The sequence below is a fragment of the Alteribacter keqinensis genome, from assembly GCF_003710255.1.
In the GTDB taxonomy this organism is placed as follows: Bacteria; Bacillota; Bacilli; order Bacillales; family Salisediminibacteriaceae; genus Alteribacter; species Alteribacter keqinensis.
On the sequence record NZ_RHIB01000005.1, the window covers coordinates 1 to 25,031 of the forward strand.

General features: G+C 46.5%; 25 protein-coding genes and 1 rRNA gene. All 26 read right to left on the reverse strand.

Annotated features, from left to right (window positions below; translation table 11 throughout):
- A 16S ribosomal RNA gene (locus tag EBO34_RS19860) occupies positions 1-100 on the reverse strand; the annotation flags it as partial.
- A 651-nt stretch (positions 101-751) separates the two neighbouring features.
- Positions 752-2,254 carry a lysine--tRNA ligase gene (gene lysS / locus EBO34_RS19865; protein WP_249414163.1) on the reverse strand — a complete coding sequence of 501 codons (1,503 nt, stop codon included), beginning with the start codon at positions 2,252-2,254 and terminating at the stop codon, positions 752-754.
- A 362-nt stretch (positions 2,255-2,616) separates the two neighbouring features.
- Complete coding sequence (dusB, locus tag EBO34_RS19870) at positions 2,617-3,636, reverse strand: tRNA dihydrouridine synthase DusB (RefSeq protein WP_122901913.1); 1,020 nt, start codon at positions 3,634-3,636, stop codon at positions 2,617-2,619.
- Between the two features lie 10 nt (positions 3,637-3,646).
- A complete protein-coding gene (locus EBO34_RS19875; RefSeq protein ID WP_122901915.1) occupies positions 3,647-3,853 on the reverse strand; it encodes a helix-turn-helix domain-containing protein in 207 nt (68 codons plus the stop codon).
- Entirely contained in the window at positions 3,805-4,332 is a 528-nt protein-coding gene (gene folK, locus EBO34_RS19880) for a 2-amino-4-hydroxy-6-hydroxymethyldihydropteridine diphosphokinase (RefSeq protein ID WP_122901916.1), read from the reverse strand. The genes EBO34_RS19875 and folK overlap by 49 nt, the downstream gene beginning before the upstream one ends.
- Positions 4,332-4,694, reverse strand: a complete 363-nt coding sequence (gene folB / locus EBO34_RS19885; protein WP_122901918.1) for a dihydroneopterin aldolase — start codon at positions 4,692-4,694, stop codon at positions 4,332-4,334. Before folB ends, folK begins: the two co-directional genes overlap by 1 nt.
- Positions 4,687-5,529, reverse strand: coding sequence for a dihydropteroate synthase (gene folP, locus EBO34_RS19890; RefSeq protein WP_122901920.1), 843 nt, complete (start codon positions 5,527-5,529; stop codon positions 4,687-4,689). The genes folB and folP overlap by 8 nt, the downstream gene beginning before the upstream one ends.
- Before the next feature lie 7 nt (positions 5,530-5,536).
- Positions 5,537-6,409, reverse strand: a complete 873-nt coding sequence (pabC, locus tag EBO34_RS19895; protein WP_122901922.1) for an aminodeoxychorismate lyase — start codon at positions 6,407-6,409, stop codon at positions 5,537-5,539.
- Positions 6,403-6,990 carry an aminodeoxychorismate/anthranilate synthase component II gene (pabA, locus tag EBO34_RS19900; RefSeq protein ID WP_122901924.1) on the reverse strand — a complete coding sequence of 196 codons (588 nt, stop codon included), beginning with the start codon at positions 6,988-6,990 and terminating at the stop codon, positions 6,403-6,405. Before pabA ends, pabC begins: the two co-directional genes overlap by 7 nt.
- Before the next feature lie 13 nt (positions 6,991-7,003).
- Positions 7,004-8,494 (reverse strand): anthranilate synthase component I family protein, encoded by a 1,491-nt coding sequence (locus EBO34_RS19905; protein WP_283234604.1) that lies wholly within the window; start codon positions 8,492-8,494, stop codon positions 7,004-7,006.
- Positions 8,495-8,774: 280 nt separating this feature from the next.
- Positions 8,775-9,707 carry a cysteine synthase A gene (gene cysK / locus EBO34_RS19915; protein ID WP_122901930.1) on the reverse strand — a complete coding sequence of 311 codons (933 nt, stop codon included), beginning with the start codon at positions 9,705-9,707 and terminating at the stop codon, positions 8,775-8,777.
- Between the two features lie 428 nt (positions 9,708-10,135).
- Positions 10,136-11,032 (reverse strand): Hsp33 family molecular chaperone HslO, encoded by an 897-nt coding sequence (gene hslO / locus EBO34_RS19925; RefSeq protein WP_122901934.1) that lies wholly within the window; start codon positions 11,030-11,032, stop codon positions 10,136-10,138.
- Between the two features lie 45 nt (positions 11,033-11,077).
- The gene (locus EBO34_RS19930; RefSeq protein WP_122901936.1) at positions 11,078-11,848 is read right to left on the reverse strand and encodes a type III pantothenate kinase; all 771 of its coding nucleotides are present in this window, start codon (positions 11,846-11,848) and stop codon (positions 11,078-11,080) included.
- A gap of 96 nt (positions 11,849-11,944) precedes the next feature.
- Positions 11,945-13,990 (reverse strand): ATP-dependent zinc metalloprotease FtsH, encoded by a 2,046-nt coding sequence (gene ftsH / locus EBO34_RS19935; protein WP_122901938.1) that lies wholly within the window; start codon positions 13,988-13,990, stop codon positions 11,945-11,947.
- A gap of 70 nt (positions 13,991-14,060) precedes the next feature.
- Positions 14,061-14,600 (reverse strand): hypoxanthine phosphoribosyltransferase, encoded by a 540-nt coding sequence (hpt, locus tag EBO34_RS19940; protein ID WP_122901940.1) that lies wholly within the window; start codon positions 14,598-14,600, stop codon positions 14,061-14,063.
- Between the two features lie 100 nt (positions 14,601-14,700).
- Positions 14,701-16,122: a tRNA lysidine(34) synthetase TilS gene (gene tilS / locus EBO34_RS19945; protein ID WP_122901942.1), complete on the reverse strand. Its 1,422-nt coding sequence runs from the start codon at positions 16,120-16,122 to the stop codon at positions 14,701-14,703.
- On the reverse strand, positions 16,106-16,552 hold the full coding sequence (locus EBO34_RS19950; protein WP_122901944.1) for a threonine/serine exporter family protein: 447 nt from the start codon (positions 16,550-16,552) through the stop codon (positions 16,106-16,108). Before EBO34_RS19950 ends, tilS begins: the two co-directional genes overlap by 17 nt.
- Positions 16,553-16,569: 17 nt before the next feature.
- Positions 16,570-17,325, reverse strand: a complete 756-nt coding sequence (locus EBO34_RS19955; protein WP_122901946.1) for a threonine/serine exporter family protein — start codon at positions 17,323-17,325, stop codon at positions 16,570-16,572.
- 40 nt (positions 17,326-17,365) lie between these two features.
- Positions 17,366-18,379, reverse strand: a complete 1,014-nt coding sequence (locus tag EBO34_RS19960) for a protein kinase domain-containing protein (protein WP_122901948.1) — start codon at positions 18,377-18,379, stop codon at positions 17,366-17,368.
- Positions 18,345-19,082 (reverse strand): vWA domain-containing protein, encoded by a 738-nt coding sequence (locus tag EBO34_RS19965; RefSeq protein ID WP_122901950.1) that lies wholly within the window; start codon positions 19,080-19,082, stop codon positions 18,345-18,347. The genes EBO34_RS19960 and EBO34_RS19965 overlap by 35 nt, the downstream gene beginning before the upstream one ends.
- A 128-nt stretch (positions 19,083-19,210) precedes the next feature.
- Entirely contained in the window at positions 19,211-19,540 is a 330-nt protein-coding gene (locus EBO34_RS19970; RefSeq protein WP_122901952.1) for a hypothetical protein, read from the reverse strand.
- A 444-nt stretch (positions 19,541-19,984) separates the two neighbouring features.
- Positions 19,985-22,468: a stage II sporulation protein E gene (gene spoIIE / locus EBO34_RS19975; RefSeq protein ID WP_122901954.1), complete on the reverse strand. Its 2,484-nt coding sequence runs from the start codon at positions 22,466-22,468 to the stop codon at positions 19,985-19,987.
- 691 nt (positions 22,469-23,159) lie between these two features.
- A complete protein-coding gene (locus EBO34_RS19980; protein WP_122901956.1) occupies positions 23,160-23,597 on the reverse strand; it encodes a S1 domain-containing RNA-binding protein in 438 nt (145 codons plus the stop codon).
- Between the two features lie 72 nt (positions 23,598-23,669).
- Positions 23,670-24,050, reverse strand: a complete 381-nt coding sequence (locus EBO34_RS19985; protein WP_122901958.1) for an FtsB family cell division protein — start codon at positions 24,048-24,050, stop codon at positions 23,670-23,672.
- A gap of 5 nt (positions 24,051-24,055) precedes the next feature.
- Positions 24,056-24,652 (reverse strand): spore cortex biosynthesis protein YabQ, encoded by a 597-nt coding sequence (yabQ, locus tag EBO34_RS19990; RefSeq protein ID WP_122901960.1) that lies wholly within the window; start codon positions 24,650-24,652, stop codon positions 24,056-24,058.
- Positions 24,649-24,957 carry a sporulation protein YabP gene (gene yabP, locus EBO34_RS19995; RefSeq protein ID WP_183163968.1) on the reverse strand — a complete coding sequence of 103 codons (309 nt, stop codon included), beginning with the start codon at positions 24,955-24,957 and terminating at the stop codon, positions 24,649-24,651. Before yabP ends, yabQ begins: the two co-directional genes overlap by 4 nt.
- Positions 24,958-25,031 lie beyond the last annotated feature (74 nt).

The following is a 25,031-nucleotide window of genomic DNA, read 5'->3' on the forward strand; positions in this document are numbered from 1 at the left end:
CTGACGTCAGGGGAGCAAGCTCCCCATCAGTCCGCTCGACTTGCATGTATTAGGCACGCCGCCAGCGTTCGTCCTGAGCCAGGATCAAACTCTCCATAGAAAGTTTGATGTCTCTGACATCATTTAATTCATTCATTGACGGGATAATTTGTCATTATCCCACGTTTCGCTTGGCTTTTTGTTTAGTTTTCAAAGGTCAAAATGTTTTACTGTGTCGTTTTTCGGCGACTTAACTAATATATCATGTTGTTAAGATCACGTCAACACTTTATTCAAATCTTTTTTAAAGCTGTCTTGCTTGTCACTACGTCAACCGTTGTTGTGTCAGCGACGAATAATAATATACCACGGTTTGTTCAGTATGCGCAACCCTATATTTCAAATTGCAACAAAAATATTTTCACCCATTGTCAGGATCCATATTCAATCATTTTGAAAGGGCTTTACAAATACGTTTAAACAACCTGATTGAGTATATAACGGTCACCGCCAAAGTGCAATATTCTTTTTCGTCTTCTATTTAGAGGCACCGATTAAAAATGAACGCTATCCTCCGTCTGCCGCCCAGGCTGCGCTATTCTCCCAAAAGAAGCAGAGGCGTTCTATCATATAAGCTTCCCTCCCAACCCAGGCCGGAATAGACAGAACCATATTGAGCTGAGCCCGCCTATTCCCGCCCACGGCACTTCTTTCCTTCACTGAGAATGCAAAAAACACCTCCCGCTTTATAACGCGGGAGGTGCCTGCTTTATTATTCTTCTTCAGAAGATTGATGACGCATTTGCGGGAATAATAGAACGTCACGGATGGATTGGGCGTTGGTAAGGAGCATAACCAGACGGTCGATTCCAATCCCGAGACCGCCTGTTGGTGGCATACCGTACTCGAGAGATTCAACAAAGTCATCATCCATCATATGGGCTTCGTCGTCTCCCTGCTCACGCTCTACAAGCTGAGCCTCAAAACGCTCACGCTGATCAATCGGGTCATTCAGCTCTGTAAAGGCATTCGCGTGCTCGCGCCCTACAATAAAGAGCTCAAACCGGTCCGTAAAGCGAGGGTCCTCAGGATTCTTCTTCGCCAGTGGAGAAATGTCCAGCGGGTGACCGTATACGAATGTCGGCTGAATGAGCTTGTCTTCCACAAATGTTTCAAAGAACTCATTTACAACGTGGCCGTATTTCATTGTATCTTTCACAGGAACATTATGTTCTTTAGCCAATGCACGGGCTTCTTCATCGCTCATCTTTTTCCAGAAATCCACACCGGTGTGCTCTTTTACAGCATCGACCATGTGTACTCTTGTCCACTCAGGCTTGAGGTTAATCTCCTGATCGCCGTATTTTACAGTTGTGGAGCCGAGAACATCTTCAGCAATGTGCGCAACAAGATTCTCTGTAAGAGACATGATATCTTTATAGTCTGCGTATGCTTCGTACAGTTCGATCATTGTAAACTCAGGGTTGTGTCGCGTAGATACCCCTTCGTTACGGAATACACGGCCGATTTCATATACTTTCTCCAGGCCGCCTACAATAAGCCGCTTTAAGTGGAGCTCAATGGCAATACGCATATACAGTGTCATATCAAGTGTGTTGTGGTGCGTAATGAACGGTCTTGCCGATGCACCCCCTGCAATAGAATGAAGCATTGGCGTCTCAACCTCAAGGTAGCCATTGTTATCAAGGTAACGGCGCATAGACTGGATGATGCGGCTGCGAAGAACAAATGTGTCCCGCACTTCCGGATTTACGATAAGATCCAGGTAGCGCTGGCGGTACCGTTGTTCAACGTCTTTTAATCCGTGATATTTATCCGGCAGTGGTCGAAGTGCTTTTGACAGAAGTTGAAATTCGTTTACTTTAACAGAGAGCTCTCCAACTTTTGTTTTGAACGCCACACCTGAAATACCGACAATGTCGCCGATATCTACTTTCTTAAAGTGTTCGTACTGCTCCTCTCCCACGGCATCTTTACGGACATAGATCTGCACCTGGCCGGAAAGGTCCTGTACATGGGCAAAGCCCGCTTTTCCTTTTCCACGTTTGGTCATAATACGACCCGCCAGTGTTATTGGGAAACTCTTTTCCTCAAGTTCTTCTTTTGAATACTTATCGTAGGCTTCCTGCATTTCTGCTGCTGTGTGCGTTCGCTCGAAGCGTTGACCGAATGGATCAAACCCAAGGTCGATCATTTCCTTCATTTTTTCCCGGCGGACTTGCAGTTGGTCGTTCAGCTCTAGCTCTTGACTCACCGTTACCATCTCCTGTTTCTATAATTTGCATTTCTGTTCATCTATGTGAAAGTGTAAAAATGAATAATGAAGAAAAGAGGCTGGGACAGAAGTGTTTTAGTCAACGGGAATCCGAACGAATCAAAGCGGCGCTAATAAATCGCTCCTGACATATACTTCGCTTTCCGCAGGAAGCGGGTTACCCTCCTCGTGCTACGCACTGCGGGGTCTCACCTTTGCTTTTCATCCCGCAGGAGTCTACGTATATTTCATCCGCCAGGTTCGCGCAATGTTCGGATTCTCAGCTATACACTTTCTTTATGTCCCAGCCTCTTCCGTTTATCTAAAGAGGTATTATAGGAGATTGCTCCTGTAATGTCAACTTAACCCGCCTGTCCCTCAGCGATTTTTGCAAGGCGTTCTCTTTCTTTTGCTTCTACAGCTTCAACGACGCCGTCGAGCGCTTCTGTAAGATCATCGCGCTTGGTTACCTGGTTGATTTTATCCCGCATACGGGCAGCACCGCGAAGTCCTTTAATGTACCAGGAAGCGTGTTTGCGCATTTCACGAACAGCTACTTCTTCTCCTTTAAGGTCAATGAGTCTGTCCATATGAAGGATTGCAACATCCATCTTCTCTCTCGGGGTTGGTTCAGGAATGTTTTCCCCCGTCTCAAGGTAATGAATGGTACGGTACAGCATCCAAGGGTTTCCAAGTGCTGCGCGCCCGATCATAACCCCGTCCACACCGGTTGTGTCGAGCATCCGGCGGGCATCCTCAGGAGTCTTGACATCACCATTTCCGATAACAGGGATATTAACAGCATCTTTTACATCTTTAATGATATCCCAGTTGGCTGTTCCTTCATACATCTGTACACGTGTACGGCCGTGCAGTGCCACGGCACTTCCGCCTGCGCGCTCAATCATTTTTGCATTTTCAACAGCATAAATGTGATCTTCATCCCAGCCCATACGCATTTTTACTGTAACAGGCTTATCTACAGCTTCTACTACGCAGGAGACCATGTCGTAGATTTTGTTTGGATCGAGGAGCCACCTGGCACCGGCATCACACTTCGTAATCTTCGGTACAGGGCAGCCCATGTTGATGTCAATAATGTCTGCGTTTGTCTGTTTGTCTACGACCTTAGCCGCATCCACAAGGGTCGATTTGTCCCCTCCGAAAATTTGAAGGCTCAACGGTTTTTCCCGCTCATCTACGTAAAGCATCTGAAGGGACCGTTCGTTTTTATGGAGAATCGCTTTATCACTTACCATTTCAGCACAGACAAGGCCTGCTCCGAAATCTTTTGCGATCAGACGAAAAGCAGGGTTGCAGACGCCGGCCATTGGTGCTAAAACAACCTGGTTTTTCATCGTAATATCGCCAATCTTAAGCATGGTGTTCACCTCAATTAATCGATGTTAAATCGTCTATTGTTACTCCGAGTGTGCTCGCTACAGAAGCAATCAATTCGTCGGAAGGTTTACGGTTTCCCCGCTCAATTTCGCCGAGAACAGACACAGAGATGTCCAGTTCTTTAGCGAAACCTTCCTGCGTGTATCCTTTTAACTTCCGAAAGGCGCGGATTCGTCGGCCCCAGATGATTCCTTCCATTTTCGCACACCCTCTTTATCAGTTAAGTCATGTACACATTGTTCAATATGACGCCCGTCCGGAAACCGGAGATCCGGTTCAATTTCACAGAGCGGAACTAAAACAAAACCTCGTTCATACATTCTTGGGTGAGGAACGGATAACCGTTCCAACTTAATATTTTCATCATTATAGAGCAAAATGTCAAGATCTATTGTTCTCGGTCCCCAATGGATGTCTCTCGTTCTCCCGAGGGTGGATTCAATCTTTTGCAATTTATCCAGTAGTGCAAGAGGGGACAGGGAAGTGGCCACCTTGACCACCATGTTTAAGAAAGGCGGCTGATCTGTATATCCGACAGGGTCTGTTTCATAAATTGAAGATTTTTTCTCAATGGTAATATCCGGGTTATCCTCCAGGGTGTCAACGGCTCCCTCTAAATACACGTGTCTTTCCCCGATATTGGACCCGAGTGCAATGTAGGCTTTTTGTCTGTTCATCAGGACCGCTCCCTGGTAATCTCCACAGCTACACTGTCGTAATGCCCGGGAATCGGTGGATCTGGTTTCATTACTTTAACCGTGCACAATTCGACTATTTCAAAAGATTCCAGAATTTTTGCTGCAATCCGCTCACAAAGAGTTTCCACGAGCTTAACAGGCTCGTGTTCCATCACTGCCTTAACCTCGTTATACACATCTGCGTAATTGACCGTTTTCTCCAGGTCGTCCGAAACACCTGCAGGTTTTGCGTCCATTCCGAGCGTCACATCCACATACCATCGCTGGCCCAGTTTGTTCTCTTCAGGAAAAGCCCCGTGATAAGCGTAAAACTCCATGCCCGTTACATAAATGTTATCCATTGTATCCTCCTTTTCCGATCATCGCATCCATCATCTTCACCATTCTGCTAATCGGTTTTACATCATGAACCCGAACAATATCGCATCCTTTTTCAATTCCGTAGCACACTGTAGCCCCCGTCCCTTCCATCCGCTCTTCTACAGGAAGGTTAAGGGTTTTCGCAATAAGGGACTTTCTCGAAGTACCGAGCAGAACCGGAAAGCCCATTTCTGTTATTTTTCCAACATGACGCATGACGAGAAGGTTTTCCTCATAGGTTTTTGCAAAACCAATGCCCGGGTCAAGAATAATCCGCTCTTCTTTTACTCCGGCACTCAGACAGATGTCGATGCTTTCATTGAGGTCGTCTTTAATATCGTTCATCAGGTCGTTATAGTGAGGTGTTTCCCTGTTGTGCATGAGAATAATCGGGACATCGTATTCAGCTGCCACTCTGGCCATATCCGGATCATACTTCGCTCCCCACACATCGTTGATAATATCAGCACCGGCTTCAATGGCAGCTCTGGCTACATCAGCCTTATATGTATCAATGGAAATCGGAACATTCACGTGGGTCCTTACGTCCTTTAACGGCTCAATTACGCGGCGCAGTTCTTCATCTGCCGGTACCATAGTGGCGCCGGGTCTGGTAGATTCACCGCCAACATCAATGATATCCGCTCCTTCTTCAATCATCTGAAGAGCATGTGCCACTGCTTCACTCTTTTGGCCGTGCTTTCCTCCATCTGAAAAGGAATCCGGAGTCAGGTTAAGAATCCCCATTACATACGATTTTTTTGAAAAGTCCAGTGTATGCTGGTTCCACTCCATCCGGTCAATGTTTTTTCTCATGGTTCCTTCACCTTTCTTCCCATTCTTTGCCCGACCAGAGTCGTTCTTCTCTTGTTGCCCGGCCATACAGGGATGTTAATGCTTCGTACAGCTCTCCCCTCACGCCAGGGAACATTTGTTCGCCAACTGATGAAACAGCGACTATTTCCTGAATGGAGTTGGTAATCACAGCTTCATCAGCCTCAAGTAAGGCGTTGAGCATATAGTGTCCTTCATGTACTTTAAAACCTTTTGAACGAGCCAGTCTGATCACAAACTGGCGGGTAACGCCGTTTAATATGCCGCAATCCGGGTCTGGTGTATAAACATTCATGCCCTTTCTCCAAAAAACATTCGAAACGACCCCTTCAGCCACGTGTCCTCTGCCGGTCAGGAAAAGACCCTCCCCTTTCTGGTCAGGGGACATTTCGTATTTACCGAGAATACTGTTCAAATAGTGATGGGATTTTAACCTCTCCGGTCCTTCAGGTGTGTTCCTCTTCTGCTTGAGAACATGGAGTTTTTTTTCCCGGACCCCGTTCTCAGGCAGCCCTTTAACAAAAACCATCGTGTTTGGATTCTTGTATGGTGATGTCCTTAACCCCACAGGCGCATTGCCGGCGGAGACGTTCCACCTGAAGTAGGCATCATCCATATTGTTTGCATCGAGCAGGCTGGCAATGATACGAGCTGTTTCCTGGCGGTCGTACCGGGCATTTTCGATACGCATCTGGTCAAGTCCGCGATGCAGCCTATCAAAATGGTCATCCAGTAGAAATGGATGACCATTGTAGGTGCGAAACGTTTCAAACAAACCCAAACCATACATGAACCCATGATCAAACGGTGATATTACCGCTTCTTCTTCTCGTATGATTTGGCCGTTCAAGTACATCAGCATGAGTACTCATACTCCTTGTATTGTTCAATAAAGTTCTTCAGCAGCTTTTTTCCTTCCGCTGTCATGATTGATTCAGGGTGAAACTGAACCCCCTCAACAGGAAGCGTTTTGTGACGGATAGCCATAATTTCCCCTTCCTCTGTCTGGGCGCTGATGGTAAAACAGTCCGGCAGTGACTTACGCTCCACAATAAGGGAGTGGTACCGGGTAGCCACCATCGGTGAAGGCAGACCTTTGAACACACTTTTTTCGTCGTGGTAAATTTCAGAAGTCTTCCCGTGCATCAGCCTGTCTGCACGAATCACGTTTCCTCCAAACACCTGGGCGATGGACTGGTGCCCAAGACAAACACCGAAGATGGGAATCCTGCCTGCGAAGTGTCTGATCACATCCATACTGATCCCGGCTTCATTTGGAGAGCATGGCCCTGGTGAAACCATAATAAATGCAGGGGCCAGCTCTTCTATTTCCTCTATCGTTATTTTGTCGTTTCGTTTTACTATCAGCTCTTCTCCGAGCTCACCTAAATATTGAACAAGGTTGTACGTAAACGAATCGTAGTTATCTATCATTAAAATCATACTTTTCTCCTCCTCAGCTCAAACTCAGTTTCTCTCTCAGCTCATCTTCGCTCATCTCTTTTGCTTTCCATAAAGCTCTGGCTTTTTTCAGTGATTCCTTGTACTCAGCAGCGGGGTCTGAATCAATGACGATTCCGGCTCCGGCCTGTACGTGTGCCGTTTCATTTTCCACGATCATCGTCCGGATTGAAATGTTCAGTTCCATATCTCCATTATACCCAACCCACCCGAGTGATCCTGTATAAATCCCGCGGCGCACCGGCTCCAGTTCTTCAATGATTTCCATCGTCCGGATTTTCGGTGCTCCTGTAATTGTTCCACCCGGGAAGGTGGCTGCAATCACATCAAAAACAGAATGCCCGGCTGCAAGTTCTCCCCGTACGTTCGAAACGATATGCATCACGTGGGAGTATTTTTCGATTACCATAAGTTCGTCTACTTCTACCGTTCCGTAGTTGCATACCCTGCCCAGGTCATTTCGCTCGAGATCGACGAGCATCACATGTTCAGCCCGTTCTTTCTCGTTGTTTATCAGCGTTTCAGCAAGTTCCTGATCTTCCACCGCGTCTTTTCCCCGCGAGCGGGTTCCTGCGATGGGACGTGTACTTACCTCTTCTCCTTTTACCTTGACTAAAAGTTCCGGAGAAGCGCTGACCAGCTGCATACTCCCGGCCTGGAAGTAGCCCATGTAAGGAGAAGGATTAATTCCCCTTAAGCAGTCATACACATGCAGAGGGTGTGAAGCAAGAGGCTGCGACTCCCTTACACTCAAGTTTACTTGGAATACGTCTCCTTGTGCAATGTACTCCTGAACTTTTTGAACAGCTTCCATAAAAGCGGGCTGGGAAAAGCTCCTTACCGTTGAAGATTCAGATTTCTTTTCACGCCATTCCTTATACCAGTCTTCGGAGTCCGCTGACTGCTCCGCCTTTTCCCATTCCTGTTCAAGGCGGTCAAGGTTTTCGTCTTCCTGTTCCTTGGTTCCGTTTTCGTCAAGGTGGGTAAGGATCCAGAATTTCTTTTCCTCCTTATCGATGACGTAAAGATCGTCAAAAGCAAGGAAGTGAATATCATCGGTGAGAAGGTCGTCTTCTGATTCAGCCGGGATCGACTCAATCTGACGGATCAGATCATAGCTTACATACCCAAACAGTCCTCCCTGACAGTCGGGCAGGTCCGCCACTTTCTCTGTTTTATATTGCTCAAGCCATTCTTCGAGGCTTTTCAGGATAGGTCCTTGATAGACCTTTTCACCCTCTCTTCCACTTACCGTTAACCTGTCGTCTTTCCCCCTGACATCGGCCCAGGGGTTCATTCCGATAATCGTAAACCGGCCGCCCCTGCCGCTTTCAAGAAGAATATATTCATTACTCGTCTCAGCGAGTGTGGTAAAGGTTTTAAACCAGTTTTGTTTAATAGGAGTGAGCTCCCGGGATCTCCCCGCTGCTCTTCGTTTTATCGTCACTGCCGCATCACTCATTTCCGAAACTATAGTACCTGTCATAATTATACGTAGCCTGTCCGGTAACTGCAATCTTCGGGATTATTTTGCCTTGATGTGCTGTATGTATGTGAGCGGGAATAGCAGGGTTTCCATCAACCATGGATCGGTTCATGTGGCATTGTCGTTCTTTGTTCTTTGTGCCCCCGGCTCTGTTCAGGAAGCCCACAAGCACCTCCGCACAAAATAAAGTACAAGCAGGCTGCGCCTGTACCTCCCGAACTGCATCAACATATAAAAAAAGAGCTGCAGACTGTTGCTTGCAGCTCTTTTACATAATGATTTATTCCTGTTCTTCAAACTGATACAAAGGGGTACTGAGGTAGCGCTCCCCGTTACTGGGAATAACCGCAACGACTTTCTTTCCTTTGCCTAGTTTCTTCGCAACTTCCAAAGCTGCATAGATAGCTGCACCGGAGGAAATACCTCCAAGAATGCCTTCTTCACGGGCTGCACGGCGTGCATACTCAAACGCATCTTCCGAAGATACGGTTATGACCTCATCGTAAAGCTTCGTATCAAGAATATCGGGAACAAACCCTGCTCCGATTCCCTGGATTTTATGAGGTCCGCCTTTTCCACCTGACAATACAGGTGAATCCTGTGGTTCAAGTGCTACGAGGTGCAGGTCCGGGAATTTCTCTTTCAGTACTTTACCTGCTCCTGTAATCGTACCTCCTGTACCGATCCCGGATATAAATGCATCAAGCTGATCCCCTGCTTGTTCCAGAAGTTCTTTCCCTGTTGTTTCACGATGAACTTTAGGGTTGGCTTCATTCTGGAATTGCTGAGGCATATAGTAATTATTCTCTCTGGCAAGTTCTGTTGCTTTTCGGATCGCTCCACCCATACCTTCAGGCCCTGGTGTAAGCACAAGCTCAGCTCCGTATGCCCTGAGAAGGTTTCGGCGTTCCATACTCATGGTTTCAGGCATAACAAGAACGGTACGGTACCCTTTGGCAGCAGCAACCATCGCAAGTCCGATCCCCGTATTACCACTGGTCGGCTCAATAATGGTGTCTCCTTCTTTAAGACGGCCCTTTTGTTCCGCATCTTCAATCATGGATAAGGCGATCCGGTCTTTCACACTGCTTCCAGGATTCATAAATTCAAGCTTCAAGTACACATCTGCATGCTCTTCGCTGACGAGTCTGTTCAACTTTACAAGTGGCGTTTCTCCAATAAGTTCAGTAATCGAATTCACTACCTTTGCCATCTGTGATTCCTCCTCCGTTTTGTTCAATACCCGAGTATTTCTCTATGTTTTATTGTATTAAAAACAATCTTAGCAAAACTCAGACAATACGGCAATAGTGATGTTGGCTTATATTCCCTAACGTGGTTTTTTGAAAAATATTTGCTGATTATTACTTCTTTGGCTCGGTTAATCTCCGTTGTTGATTTACGCTCATTGCACTTTTCGCGGGGGCGCCGGTGAGCCTCAAGGAGGTTTATGTCTGTTTCTTCCTCTACCAGTATCGCTACGCAGATATGTGCGTCGAAGCAATTCGCAGCATATTCGTGGCGTACCCGCGTTGCTCCCGCAGGAGTGTACGCATTCGCTGCAATCAACATTTTTTATAAAAAATCAACAATGCTTTTTAATAAAGCCACTTCTTTCTTTAATACAACCCTTACGCTAACTTACTGAGGTTCGTTACCGGCACGTTTTTCGTCTAAAATCTCCTGAAGTTCCCCTTTATCGAATACATACTTTTCGTTACAGAAATGACATTGTGTTTCTGCCCCGCCGTCTTCTTCGATCATGGCGCTGATGTCTTCTTCATTCAGACCCATAATGGCATTGGATATTCTCTCTTTTGAACACTGGCACTGAAAGGCGACGCCCATCTGGTCAAGAATACGAACATTCTCTTCTCCCAAAATCGTATGAAGAAGTTCTTCAGGAGTAAGTCCACTCTGGATTAACTTCGAGATGGGTTCCATGGCATTGAGCTTGTTTTCAATTTCATCGATCACATCATCTGTAATACCCGGCATGAGCTGAATGATAAACCCACCTGACGCAGCGACCGATTCATCCTTGTCGATAATGACACCAAGACCGACGGATGTCGGCGTCTGTTCAGACTTGGCAAAGTAATAGGTGAAATCTTCTCCCAGTTCACCCGAAACGAGAGGCACACTTCCTGTGAAGTTGTCTTTTAACCCGAGATATTTGACGACTGACAGGGATCCGTTTCTCCCTACAGCTTCTGCTACATTTAACTTCCCTTCTTTGTTTCTATCCGGGTCCACATGAGGGTTTGAAACATATCCGCGGACTTCACCGGTGGCATTGGCATCGACAATAATAGGGGTCGCCGGGCCGTCAGCTTCAATTTTCACTGTGATCTTTTCTTCTCCTTTAAGCATGGCACCCATCATTGTTGCAGCAGATAAAGATCTGCCGAGGGCGGCTGTGACTGTTCTCCACGTGTCATGGCGTCTTGCTGCCTCCTGAACCATTGCTGTTGATCGTACTGCATACGCCCGTACTTTCCCGTCATAAGCAAGTGCTTTCACTAAGTAATCTGACATATCAACATACTCCTTCCAAACGTTAATCATTCCCTGTGGGATGTGTTAATGTGTATTGTTTTTTTCGTATATTTCACGAAGCCCCTTAAGAGAAAGGAGAGGATCTACATGATCGATAACCGGTGTCTCATGAGCAATAAGTTCACAGAGTCCCCCGGTAGCTACCACCTTCACACCCGGCTTTGCCTGCTTTTTCATCTGGCTGACAATTCCTTCAACCTGGCCTGTATAGCCGTAGATAATACCCGCCTGCATTGCATGAACCGTATTTTTCCCAATAATGCCGTTCGGTTTGCTAAGTTCTATTCTCGGTAATTTCGAGGCATGGGTATATAGAGCTTCCGTTGCAATTTTTATTCCCGGTGCAATCGCGCCACCTACATAATGAGCATGTTCATTTACATAGCAGAATGTTGTTGCCGTGCCGAAGTCCACGATGATGAGAGGACTTCCATATTCCATCATTCCCCCCACAGCATTGGCAATACGGTCAGAGCCGACTTCTCTGGGGTTATCATATTTTATGTTTAATCCCGTTTTAATCCCCGGGCCGATCACCTGAGGCGTGACATTAATGTAATCCCGGCACATCTGGTTGATCGCATACATGACTGTAGGGGCTACGGAACTCATCATTGCACCGGTGATATCCTTAAACGCCAGACCAGCCTGGGCAAAAAGGGCGCCCGTAAGCATCGCGTATTCATCAGAAGTTTTCCCCGGGTCAGTCCCGATTCGCCAGTGGTGCTTAAGCTCACGGTTATCGTACACACCGATAGCAACGTTCGTATTTCCAACATCGAGTATAAGAAGCACGTTGACACTCCCTCCTTTCAGTCATTCACAACAGACGAAAAGGGTCTCCTGAAAGGTCTTCTCGACTACCTTTCAGGACACCCCCTTTAAAAACAATTACTTGTTATCTTTATCGTCTTTTTCTTTATTGTCATCAAAAGGTTTTTCAACCTGGTCGTCAAGGTAACTGCGTCGAGGAGCTTCCTCGTTGCTATCTTCACGATCCGGATTTTCTTCACCTTTTTTACTTTGAATGTTCACTTTCGGCTCATCGTCTGATTCACCGTTAAGTTTTTTTGCCATGTGGTGACCTTCCGGCATTTTCCCTTCTTCAACAAGGGACTTGATTTGCTCTGCATCAAGTGTTTCATACTCAAGAAGCATTTGGGCAACAAGCTCAAGTTTATCCTTATTGTCAACAAGGATTTGACGGCAACGCTCATAGGATTCCTTGATGATGCGCTGAATTTCCATGTCAATCTCATGGGCAATGGCGTCACTGTAGTTCGGCTCATTGTTAATGTCTTTGCCAAGGAATACTTCACCTTGAGGCTGACCGAACTGAAGCGGTCCGAGCTTTTCACTCATACCGTATTCAGTAACCATTTTGCGGGCAATAGCTGTGGCACGCTGGAAGTCATTATGCGCTCCGGTACTTACTTCTCCGAACATCACTTCCTCTGCCACACGTCCGCCTAAAAGACCAACAATCTTATCAAGAAGCTCAGGCTTCGTCATAAAGTAACGGTCTTCTTTCGGAAGCATCATCGCATATCCGCCCGCCTGACCACGAGGTACAATTGTAACCTTGTGGACCATGTCGGCACTTTCAAGCTTCACACCGACAACCGTATGGCCGGCTTCGTGGTGAGCTACAATACCACGTTCTTTTTTGGAAATAACACGGCTCTTCTTCGAGGGACCGGCAATAACACGGTCAATCGCTTCTTCAACCGATTCCATATCAATTTTCTCTTTATCCGAACGGGCAGCAACGAGGGCCGCTTCGTTCAGCAGGTTCTCCAAATCTGCTCCGGAGAAGCCTGGAGTACGGTAGGCAATCGTCTTAAGATTTACGTCATCAGCCAGCGGCTTATTTCTGGCATGAACCTCAAGAACCTGCTCACGCCCGATAACATCCGGACGCCCTACCATGATCTGACGGTCAAAACGTCCCGGACGAAGAAGGGCTGGATCCAGAATATCCGCACGGTTCGTTGCAGCAATAAGGATAATTCCTTCGTTCGCACCAAATCCGTCCATTTCAACGAGAAGTTGGTTAAGCGTCTGCTCACGCTCATCGTGCCCGCCGCCAAGACCAGCTCCACGACGTCGTCCCACTGCATCAATCTCATCAATGAAGATGATACACGGAGAATTTTTCTTCGCATTTTCAAACAGGTCACGTACACGGGATGCACCGACACCGACAAACATCTCAACAAAGTCGGAACCACTGATCGAGAAGAATGGCACGCCGGCCTCTCCTGCAACAGCACGGGCAAGTAACGTTTTACCGGTACCCGGTGGTCCCACTAAGAGAACACCTTTTGGAATTCTGGCACCGATTTGAGAGAATTTGCGAGGGTCTTTAAGGAAGTCAACAACTTCGACAAGCTCCTGCTTTTCCTCTTCAGCACCGGCTACATCTTTAAAGCGGGCTTTCTTTTTATCTTCACTGTACAGCTTCGCCTTACTTTTACCAAAGTTCATCACTCGGCTGCCGCCGCCCTGTGCCTGGCTCAGTAAAAAGAAGAACAGGATAAAGATAATGATAAACGGAATAATGGCCGTAAAGACCGTCACCCATCCACTCGGCTCTTCAGCCTCCTGGAACTGAACAGAGTCTGCCTGGTTTACAAGGGTCACTACCTGACCGATCATCTCCGGTGTATCAGGAACATTAACGATAAATGAAGCACCTTCCTCAGGCTCTTCTTCGTCGTCCGTTGCACCAGGGACTAAATTCCCACGCAGAATATATACGTCTCCCCCCGGCTGGGCAGTGACATTTTCAATTTGACCATTTTCTAAGTACTCCTGGAACTCATTAAACGTAATCTCTTCGGTGCCATCAGGCTCACCATTAAAGAGGCTTACAATTCCTACAATGACCAGGAAAATCAATAAATAAAAGATCGTATTACGAAAAATCCGATTCATTGTTTACCTCCTCCCGCGTACAAGTACACTTAAAATATAGTACCATACAACCATCCTTCATCACAATGAATTAACCCTGGTATATTTCCGGCTTCAAAATGCCGATAAACGGGAGGTTGCGGTAGCGTTCTGCATAGTCCAGGCCGTATCCGACTACAAATTCGTCGGGCACTGAAAATCCTGCTACGTCCGGCACAAGATCCACTTTACGCCCTTCAGGCTTATCCAGAAGCGTGACAATCTTAACTGTTTTTGCTTTACGGTATTTAAACAGCTCAACAAGGTAGCTGAGAGTCAGCCCGCTGTCGATAATATCTTCAAGGATCAGAACGTCACGGCCTTCTACAGAAGTATTAAGGTCCTTTACAATCTTAACTTCCCCTGATGAGACCATTTCATTACCGTAACTTGAAACGTCCATCAGATCGAGCTCTACATGTGTGTCGATCTTTTTAATGAGGTCTCCCATAAATGGAAGGGATCCTTTAAGAACACCTACGACAAGAGGAAAACGCCCCTCATATTCTTCTGTTAACTGCCTGCCAAGCTCTGCTACTTTTTCCTGAATCTCTTCCTCGGAAATCAAAACTGACTGAATATCATCTCTCATAATGTACGATAAGCCTCCTAGAGTATAGTCCGAACTTTTTCCATATCACAGACAACGATTATGTACCCCAAGTAAAAGAAAAGGGATATCCCTTCATTACTTATGTCACTTCCCTAAAAGAATCGTCGTCTAACTCGCATTCCAAATAAAGCATCTTATCTTTTTTTGGCAGTGCACTCCCGGTTTCCGTATGCACAATGCCGGGAACCCAGATAATCCGGTCCTCCCTGTCCGTAACAACCGGCCAGCTGTCGCGAAGATGGCGGGGGACTTTTTTATTAATAAAGAGGTCCTTCAGCTTTTTTGTTCCTGTCATCCCTTTTGGAACCACACGGTCACCGTTTTTTCTTGTACGTACCGTCAAGGGCAGTGGAAGGTGGCCCGGGTCGCTTTTAAATACCCAGAGACTCCCGGATCCGGCTCTGTCGTTTTCTTGAACAGACGCCTTTATCTTGCCCCTTTTGAAGGTAACCATGCCCGGAACAGGCAATTGTTCATCAACTTTATCCCCCTCTGTTTCCTTCGTATCTCTTTCTGTTGAAAAAAGACATACATCGTAGGATCTCTCAACAAAAAGATCCCCCGGAAAGTCAAGGTGACCGGAAGGGTTTGCCTGTACAAGCAGATCAATAAACACCTTTCTATGTATACTCAATGCCTGTACGCGAATATTGTCAATGGAAAGATAGTTTAATATTAGATGAAAGGCCCTTCTTTGTAAAGGGATGGGCATGTCCAGAAATGCTTTCACAGATATCATGATGCTCTTTTTTGTCCGTTCGGTAATCACGCCGGAAAGTTTCTCTTCCGCAAGTCCCGTTAAATAGGAATCATCTTCATGAAGCCACTCACTTTGACTCTGAAAACGCTGGTGAACATTTGGATTTTCCTCCTTAAAGAAAGGAAGAACCTGCTTTCTGAACCGGTTCCTTGTATACTTATCCTCCTCATTGCTATGATCTGTACGGTATGGAATCCCGTTTTCTTCACAATAAAGAAGGATATCGTCTTTACTTACATTTAGAAAAGGCCGGATCAGCTTCCCTCCTCCAAGACTGCGGGTGACTGGGATTCCGCCGAGTCCCGAACCAGCTCCCCGGACCTGCCTCATTACCATCGTTTCGATCTGGTCATCGCCATGGTGTCCCGTTGCCAGCACATCGGCCTTAAAGCGTGCGATCATCCGCTCAAAAAAATAATAACGGCACTCCCTCGCAGCTTCCTGCACGGAGCAGCTGTGTTCATCTATATAATTTTTTACATTCAGCTTTTCAGTAACGCACTCAATCCCAAACTCGACGCACATCGCTTTTACAAAAGTCATATCCTCTACGGAGTCGGAGCCCCTCAGGCCATGTTCACCATGAAGAGCAACGAGACGAAGATTCCACACCCTTCTTTTTTCAAGTAAATAATGAAGGAGTGCGATGCTGTCAGGACCGCCGGATACAGCAATAAGCACAGTGTTTCCCTCTTGAATCAGACGGTGCCTCTGGATAAATTGATCAACGGTTCGTTTCATAACGGTGACCAATCCCCTTTCCAAATGAAAATACGGCAAGAGCAAAAACAAGCCCTGCTGCAATGGCACCTGCTCTCAGCATTGTTTCAACTCCGTACTCAAGCCCTGTGAGATACTCACCATCTACAAACGCAAGCATGGTGAAATACGCACGGCTTCCCGGTACGAGAGGAAGAATACCTGGAATAGCAAGGGTTGTAACAGGAATCCTCACATAACGCGCAAGGAAATGGGAGATTAATGCGGCTGTTAAAGATGCCAGAGCCGTTGAAAATACAGGAGACGCATCAAAATAAAGGCCGGCACTTAAAATCGTATAAGCAACCACTCCGATCCCCCCGCCTAACAAAAGGGCCCGTTTAGGTACGCTGAAAATAACGCCGAAACCGATCGTTGCAATAAAACAAATAATAAGTTCAATAATAAACAAAAGTCCCGCCCCTTTCGTCAGAGAAATAAGGAGATTGCAAATGCGACACCGCTCGCAATGGATAACGATGTGAGCAGAGCCTCAGATCCTCTGCTCACCCCGGCAACCAGGTCACCGGACATCAGGTCCCTTACGGCGTTGGTCAATGGAACCCCTGGAACAAGGGGCATCAGTGAGCCGATCACAATTTGATTGATATTATCTCCCACTCCGAAAAAAACAAGGGCAATGGCGGCCGTTCCGCCAATAAAGGCAGCCATAAACTCAGCGGCAAACCTCACTTTTAAATACCGTTCAAATTCTACAACCGTCACACTTGTGAGGATTGCAGCAATAAATGCAGGAAGCAGATCGGGCCAGTCCCCTCCAAATAAAAATGAAAAACCGCTGCCGGCTATCCCTGCACTCAGATGGATAAGCCATAACGGGTAAGGAACCGGTGCTTTGGCAATCTCAATAAGTTTCACCTCTGCTGTCTCCACATCGAGTTGTCCGTTAACAAACTCTCTCGAGACCTGGTTCACTTCGGTCACTTTGTTTAAGTCCTGAAGCCTGTCGTCAACACGGACCATCTGCATATGGTCGTCTTTCCCCTCTTCCTCAAAAGAAAGAAAAATACCAGTAGTGGTGGCAAAACAGTGCACATTTTTCATTGTCGCTGCCTTTGCCATCCGCTCTAACGTTTCTTCTACCCGGTATGTCTCTGCACCGTACGTGAGCATGATTTCACCGGCCAAAAGGCAGATATCCATGACCTTGTCCGATTTCCCCATGGTTTGCCTCCTCGTCCTTACGCCTTCACTTCGTTCTCCGCTACATCATTTGTCCAAATAAGTATAGAACATAAGCGAGAAGAAGGAAAGAGGCTACAAGGACCGTTTCCAATACACCTGAGGAGCGCTTTTTCTCTTTTTGTACCTGTCGTTTATATGACTTGCGGTTCACGAGCGGTTTTCTTACAGACGGCGCAATTACTTTCCCTGAGCCGGGATGTACTTCCTGCCTGGTGGAAAAATGTGTTCGGCCGATCACCTCCGCAAGCTCCCTTCGCATATGAAGAGCATCCCGGTAGTGTCCGCCAAGGGCCTTTGTAATAATCGGCACATAAGGTTTGAGCCCCGGCTTCTGCTCAGCCCTGCTCACAAGAAGCTTGAGGTTATCCTTATCTGACCGTTCAAACCTTGAAGGATAGCCAGAGTTGATCATGATCATTCCTACGGAGAACAGGTCATAGGATGGCTCCGCTTTTCTGCTGCCCAGTCCCCAGTAGCCACGGTCAAAAAACTCCGTATACTCCTTGACTGACCGTCCCATCTTGGTAGTTCCTCCTACATCAAACCACCTTACTCTTAGGGGTGGACCTGTAACGAGAAGGTTCTCCGGTTTTAAGTCTCCAAACGTCCACCCTGCACGGTGGAGGCGGTCTAGATCACCAAGAAGCTGGACTCCGATGATCCCGGTCCATTCTCCTCCTCTGTTCCTTAAAAAGGGAAGCACCTCTTCTCCTTTCAGGTACTCCATTACATAAAAAGGGTACGTACCTGAAGGTGTAACAACATCATCCACATCGATGAGAGAAGGCCCAAGGTGATCTCCTTGGACCTTTGAAAAGTGCTTTAATACATTTACTTCCGACGTAATGGACATGGCATCCCGCCCCACCTTAAGTGCGGCCGGCCCCTCTTTTGTCTCGGTCAGATAAACTGTCCCTGTGGCGCCCCATCCCAGTTCTCTTATAATCTTATACCGGTTTTTGTGCCACCTTCCGTTCACGTTCTGTTCCGGATACAGTTTACATCCCTGTTTCTTCGAGATCGGTTCTCTCATCTCGTTCGACCTCACTTCTGTCCATACGCTTATAGAAGATATGAAGAGCTTCCTGAAGCGCCGGTCCTGTCGGTGTCAGTCCGCCAGGCGTAAGCTTTTTAAACACACCTGAAAGGGAGTCCAGGTGCGGGGTCCACCCTAACCGTTTCTCTACGTCTTTTCGTTTTCCCGGGAACGAATAGAGAGAAAATTGGTTAGCCCCTGTACGGGACCGTAAACTTACGCTCAAGTCAATTAACGCTTCCTGCACCATCGGCAGCTTCTTTGTCATACTTGCACTCGTATCGACTAATATCAGCACTTCAAGGTCCATCGTTTCACCAAGGTCATCAACCACTTCAACTACCTGTCCCCTCTTGGCAGGCGATAAGTCTTCCAATTCATGTGCTTCACCAAGAATCTGCTGAAGCTCTTTATTTACCACCCCTTGTATCGTCTGTGTCATTGCTTTTCTCGTAACCATCTGTACCGTCTGGGAGAGCTGCTTTGCATACACAATCTGGCTGATCCCTCCACCGGAGGAAGCGATCTGCTCGACTTCATTTAAACCGTGCTCACCGCTTCGGGATTCTTCCACAATCCCGATTACATTAATGGTAATGCCCTGCTCCTTAGCCAGAGCAGCAATCGCAACAGGGTCTTCACCTGCATTTGAGCATCCGTCCGTTAACAACAATACCTGCCTGAGCGTACCTTTCTTCATTTCTTTCCCCTCCAAATGATAAAACTAGTATCATCATTTACAAGATTGAAAGAGAATATACAAAGAAAGGCGGAATCGAGCGGTCAGACCTGTCATGCGTTGTATTGGGGCCGTCTCCCCTCAATGCCTTAACCGATTACACTCGCCAGATAGATCAGGGGGATTACTCTCACTGTCCCTATTACCAGTTCCCCGGGTGGTCCGACCGGCCAAATCACAAAAAGGCGGTACGTTCCTGATGCAATCAGCTGAATGAACCTGGACTTTACATTCAGGAAGTTATCCTTCACAGACAAAGCACTCTCCCACCCGGGGTAAACCGAAAGTGATTTTTTGCCCGCAGTCGAAACACTTAAACTTTTCGCAGGAGCAGCGTTGGCAAACACCGCATACGTCCGGAAAGCAAACACCCTGATCAACCATTCTCGCAAAGTTAGGAACATGTTGGATTTATCCATACTTTCTTCCACCTCCGAAGGTTTGTCCGCCTTTTGACGGTAAAGCCGTTTGCTTACTTACGATTATCCTTTCTGAATTAATACGGGATACCATGAATCCTCAGGGACTTATCATTGATTTTTCCGGTATATCATGAATCCCCAGTGACTTATCATGATTCTCCCGATTTATTTCCAAAGCATTTATCATGAATCCTGATACATATCTATGAAGTTTTCGTCTTGCTTTTCGGGAGTGATTTCTTCAAAATCATTCTGTGCTCCTGGGTCAGCCGGCTGCCCCCGGCTCCCTTGGGACCTTAATTTGAAAGACTCTCTCCCTTATAAACGTGAACGGGGATGATCCAGCTAGCCTTTATCCAGCCTTTTCTCCATGTACACGCCTCACCTCCCGTTTAGAATGTACCCCCTTTTTTCGCTTACTCTTTATTGGCTCGCATCCGATCATCCGGATGATTTAGCGAACGCCTTTTCTTCAAAGGCGACCGGAATGGTTGCCCATTTTGGCAAGTGGTGGTCAATGCGGGCAACAACCACCGTCATGTCGTCATGAATCCCTCCTCCTTCGCGAATGACCCGTTCCATCAGGAGATCCGCCACCTCTTGGGGATCATTCGTCTTCATTTCGTTAATAACGCGCTTCATCCACACCTCCCTGTTTTCAATGTTAGCCGGGCCGTCAAAGATCCCGTCGCTCATCATGATGAGAAGATCCCCGCTCTTTAACTGCTCATTGACCACATCTACTTCCACATCTGTGATCATTCCAATTGGCAAATTACCCGATTCAATCATCTTCACCTGCCTTCCACGCTTTAAAAAGCTTGGTATCGACCCTACTTTCAAAAACTTGGCCGACGCATCCTGCATATCAATCATCACCAGATCCAGAGTTGAGAACATTTCTTCTTCGGACCTGAGTGCTAAAACGGAGTTTATGGACTTAATAGCTACTGTTTCTTCAATTCCGGAGCGGAGAATATTCTTAAGGAGCTCGATTGTATCGTTACTCTCCAAGTGTGCCCGCTTTCCGTTCCCCATTCCATCACTGATGGCCAAGGCATATTTACCGGCACCTAGCTCCATCGTTGAATAACTGTCACCTGAAATCCATTTGCCCCCCTTAGCTGTCTGGGAAGCTCCGGTTGAAACAACGTATTGCTTTGCCGAACCGAATACGAGTCTTTCCGCCCCTCCTGCAAGAGAAGCCTTCTCAGTATGTTTGACCACGATGGTTTCCTTCAATATATGTGAAAGGAGTGGTGCGATCACCTTTTCTCCTTCGTTGTATTCATTGTGGGAAATGATCATCTCAATATCCACATTACCGTTATCAAGGGAGTACACCTCAACCTGTTCCACCGGAATTCCCGCCTTCAGAAGTGACTCACTGATCTGATCTTCCTGAAGCTCATGAGTCTTTTGTTCCCGCTGAATATCCTTTGCGAAGTCCTCCATGACTTTTGAGACTCCCCTGAGCTGATCGGCAACCAGGCGACGGCTCTCCATGATCTGTTTTCTGAGCTGCTTGTTGGCATGAATCTGGCCGATTTCATCCTTTACCGCCCTGATCACCTTATCGTGCTTAATACAGTGGGCGTGAAGGTCACTCATTAACCGCCTGTCATAAACATCTTTATTGTCTTCAATCTCCTGCATTGTCCGCTCCATGATGTTATAGGTTTCCGAGAACTTTCTCGTCCAGCACTGATGTTTTTTCATACATGTCTGGCACGTTTTTTCCGTGATTTTGCTTAAAAACAAATCCACGTCACGTCCCGGCTCTTTGCCGGGGGCTTCTTCATTTACATCAGAAAAGCTGTTTGAAAGTGTGTAAAAAAGCCGGGAAAACTGCTCTACTTTACCTGCTGTTAAATCGCGGATTTTTCGCAGGTACTGCTGCTGCTCCACCGCATGCTCAGCCGTACCCGGTATATAGCGTGCAAGGTGCTCGATCCACTTCTTGGGTGTTAAAAGGAATATCGCGATCGCAACACCTGTCTCCATCATAGAAACACTGAGTGCGGTCTGGTTGTCACCATACATCCCCATCAGTCCGGTTCCGATTAACAAACCAAGACATACCCCGATTTTTTTACCCTCTTTCAAAAGTCCGCCAAGAAGACCTGAAAAGGCCAGGAGACTCATATGAAACAAATTTGCCACGTTTGCAAGACTGAGAATAAGCCCTACAACCACCCCTACCGTGGACCCAATGGCAGCTCCTCCGACAAAAGCAAATACGAGTACGAGATAGCGTGCAATGATAAATTCCACCGACAGATTATATAAAAGCCATCCGACTGTTCCCGTCATGACCGACGCCAGAAAAATAACGATACTCACAACCTCTTCATGCCTGAGAGACATTTTGTTCTTTCTCTCGAAAAGGATCGGGATGCTTTGGAAAAAGATCAAGGTTACTACTAAAGCAAGACCTGCTTCCACTCCTGCAATCATGGCGCCGTAGCTCGAAATCCCTTCCTGAACTGAAATGACAGAGAACCTGACCGCAGCTACGGTTATAAACACGGTCATGGGAATCATATTACTTTGGGGCCTGAGTACCGTGATGATCCTGTGCAGAATCAGATAAGCAATCGTTGCCCCGACCGCATAAGCCGCAAAAGAAACCGAGATCGTTGCTGCTCCGGCCCATATGGCAAGCAGAGCCCATTTTGCTTTTGATTTCTGCCAGTGAAGCATTACTGCCAAAAATGGTACTGCAAATGGTAATAAATGCATAAGGATGACAGCTCGTCCGAGCAGAAAGCCGATCAGGATAATCCAGAACGTTCTTTTTGCATCTTTTACGCTCGGTTTTTCGAGCCAGGCTACCAACCGCTTGGAAAGGCGGGAGAATGGTTTTGCTGGTATTGGAATCGCCGAGGTTTGGCTGGTCGCACGGTAAGTAAGACGTCCTAACATGTGTAAGCACCACCTGTTCCATATAGTGGTAACATTATAAACATGGATTTCGTACAGAATTTGTCAAAAGAACCCAGGTGGTTATAAAAAGTGTTCGACGGCTTTCAAGTAGAAAGTCACTTGTTTTTCTGTTTTTCCCCACACGAATCAAAACCGGTTTTTTCATAAAATTGAACGATTTTCTTTTTGTAATATACCACCAGCCTCATTTTTACCCGGAATTAAGAGTTGTGAAAATTCTGACAAAAGGTGGTGTAGATTGAAAAACACTTCCCTCCTTTCTCTCTTTTTAGCATAAAAAAATAGTGTTGTTTTTTAAAAAAGGGGTAATTTTTAAAAAAGGGGTAATTTTTAAAAAATGATGCTGTTAAATACTACCTTGAAGAATCAATTTTGGGGTGATTCTTAACCTCTCATCGATATTCTAAGCTTCGTTGAACGGAATACACTCCCTTTCCGCCGACTCGCGTCGAACCCCCTTTTTGGTTTCTACGGGGGTGCCGGCGGGTCTGCCCGCCTTTTAAGAGTGTTAAGCTTATCATTCTGCGTTAACTATATCCCCCACTTTATAACAGACCAATTATGAGAGTGCTCGTATTCCGCACTGAACGAAGAACCGAAATATGAGCAAAACAAAAAACACCCACCGGGTAAGTGAGTGTTTCATATATATTTCAATTAGCAGCAAGAGTTATCGTTTCGTACCGCGACTCCCACGCTTTGATTCCGTTTGACGCTTCAAAGAAGTCAGGCGCTCTTCACTGTCTTTTAAGAAACGATTCATTTTATCTTCGAAAGACATCGTTCTCGGACGCTGCTGACGGGGGCCGCTGCCTCCTCGGCGCTGCGGGCGTCCTTGTCCCTGGCCGTGACCTGAGCTTTGTCCTGCCGGCTTATCTTTTGCTTTGCGGATGGAGAGGCCGATCTTTCCGTCACTTTCCACATTCAATACTTTCACTTCTACTTCGTCACCAACAGTGAGATGTTCATTGATATCCTTGACATAGTTATCCGCTACTTCACTGATGTGGACAAGTCCGGTTGAGCCTCCGGGAAGTTCAACGAACGCTCCAAAGTTAGTAATACCAGTGATTTTCCCTTTCAGCTTGCTGCCTACTTCAATCGACATGTAAAAAATGCTCCTCCTTGTATGTTGAAAAAATTCATATAGTATCATTATACCGATTAGAGAGGAATTGTGTCAATCCGATGACGATCGCGGCAGTTGAAAGAGTGTCTCTCCCGGTTTTGTTAAGAAGTAATCTCTTCTGGCAAGCTCCGCAATATAATCATAATCCTGAAGCAGTTGTTTTTCCTCTTTCAATTCAAGTTCTTCCTTTTCAAGATTTGCGAGGTTCTGGTCAAGCTCTTCCTGTATTTTCTCCTGTTCCTGGATGGTGCTGTGCTGGGAGAAAAGTGTGAAGACAGTAAAAATGAACATCGCAAACATCAGGACGCCAAAAACGGACATGCGGCGGACTAACCCTTTTCGTCTTCTTCTCTTTTGTTCTTTCAACTGCTCCTGCTCCTCAGCATATTCGGAAGCGAGTCGCTCGAAGTTGACTCTGCGATGATCATGCACGTTCTTCACCTCTTTCTTTTTGTAAACCAGTTCAGTAGCTTACTGAACAGATCCCTTATTTTTTCTGAAAATGTATAGAGATTCTTCTTCCATTTCAGAAGGAATGTAAACCGTACTCCGGCTTTTTCGAGTCCCCAGCGAAACGGAGCAATAATAACCTTTAGTAAAAAGTAAACAATTCTCCATATTGTGGATAATATTATCATACATAAGGCCAGTACAACTTGCAATAACCATTTTACCGGAGTAATGACCAGTACAACGATCAGCCTGACTGTAAATCGATAAAAGGCAACGGTAAAGCGGATGAGCGATTCGAGAATGCTGCGGTACACTGTCTGCAGCAGGGCACGGTACGTTGCATAGCCAAACAGCAAAGCGAGAAGAACGTAAAATCTCATCTCACCTTCGTTCACATTGAGAAGAACATAGAAAAGAAACAGGCCCTGAGCACACCAGAAAAAGAGATCATTGATGAGATGAGTCCACTTGAACCGGCGGGGGCTGCCGAGGAACCGGTGATACGTGTCCATCGCCGCCCCAAGCCAGATGCCCATCACTGTCATGATCAGCATCGTCTCAAATTGTACTTCGAGGGTCACTTGAATAACTTCCCGAAGAACCCTTTGGATTTATCACCACTATGCTGATCCAGGTACACAAGATCGTCCACTCTTCCCTGAATGGAAACATTCCCTTCATCAACATCCAGATTTTTCATCTGGAGGTGCTGACCTCGGATTGATAAGTATCCCATTTCCGTTTCCAGAAGGAACTCTTCGTTATCGAAGCTTTCCACCTGCTTTACCCCTGTAATTTCCAGGGTTTTTCTGCCTTTCATCGATATGTTGTGGTCTTTTTGCTGTCGCCCTTGTCCACTTGACATAAATTCGTATGATTGATTCATGGAATTACCCTCCCCAGACTCTTTGGTAAAGTCTATGTGCCGGATCGGGTGAATAGAACAAGCCCCATGGTGGC

Coding starts and splice junctions, on each gene's coding strand:
- dusB (WP_122901913.1), bottom strand. CDS start 3,636: ATGCTTAAGATTGGCGATATTACGATGAAAAACCAGGTTGTTTTAGCA.
- EBO34_RS19875 (WP_122901915.1), bottom strand. CDS start 3,853: ATGGAAGGAATCATCTGGGGCCGACGAATCCGCGCCTTTCGGAAGTTA.
- folK (WP_122901916.1), bottom strand. CDS start 4,332: ATGAACAGACAAAAAGCCTACATTGCACTCGGGTCCAATATCGGGGAA.
- folB (WP_122901918.1), bottom strand. CDS start 4,694: ATGGATAACATTTATGTAACGGGCATGGAGTTTTACGCTTATCACGGG.
- folP (WP_122901920.1), bottom strand. CDS start 5,529: ATGAGAAAAAACATTGACCGGATGGAGTGGAACCAGCATACACTGGAC.
- pabC (WP_122901922.1), bottom strand. CDS start 6,409: ATGCTGATGTACTTGAACGGCCAAATCATACGAGAAGAAGAAGCGGTA.
- pabA (WP_122901924.1), bottom strand. CDS start 6,990: ATGATTTTAATGATAGATAACTACGATTCGTTTACGTACAACCTTGTT.
- EBO34_RS19905 (WP_283234604.1), bottom strand. CDS start 8,494: ATGACAGGTACTATAGTTTCGGAAATGAGTGATGCGGCAGTGACGATA.
- cysK (WP_122901930.1), bottom strand. CDS start 9,707: ATGGCAAAGGTAGTGAATTCGATTACTGAACTTATTGGAGAAACGCCA.
- hslO (WP_122901934.1), bottom strand. CDS start 11,032: ATGTCAGATTACTTAGTGAAAGCACTTGCTTATGACGGGAAAGTACGG.
- ftsH (WP_122901938.1), bottom strand. CDS start 13,990: ATGAATCGGATTTTTCGTAATACGATCTTTTATTTATTGATTTTCCTG.
- hpt (WP_122901940.1), bottom strand. CDS start 14,600: ATGAGAGATGATATTCAGTCAGTTTTGATTTCCGAGGAAGAGATTCAG.
- tilS (WP_122901942.1), bottom strand. CDS start 16,122: ATGAAACGAACCGTTGATCAATTTATCCAGAGGCACCGTCTGATTCAA.
- EBO34_RS19955 (WP_122901946.1), bottom strand. CDS start 17,325: ATGGGGAAATCGGACAAGGTCATGGATATCTGCCTTTTGGCCGGTGAA.
- EBO34_RS19960 (WP_122901948.1), bottom strand. CDS start 18,379: ATGAGAGAACCGATCTCGAAGAAACAGGGATGTAAACTGTATCCGGAA.
- EBO34_RS19965 (WP_122901950.1), bottom strand. CDS start 19,082: ATGAAGAAAGGTACGCTCAGGCAGGTATTGTTGTTAACGGACGGATGC.
- EBO34_RS19970 (WP_122901952.1), bottom strand. CDS start 19,540: ATGGATAAATCCAACATGTTCCTAACTTTGCGAGAATGGTTGATCAGG.
- spoIIE (WP_122901954.1), bottom strand. CDS start 22,468: ATGTTAGGACGTCTTACTTACCGTGCGACCAGCCAAACCTCGGCGATT.
- EBO34_RS19980 (WP_122901956.1), bottom strand. CDS start 23,597: ATGTCGATTGAAGTAGGCAGCAAGCTGAAAGGGAAAATCACTGGTATT.
- yabP (WP_183163968.1), bottom strand. CDS start 24,957: ATGAATCAATCATACGAATTTATGTCAAGTGGACAAGGGCGACAGCAA.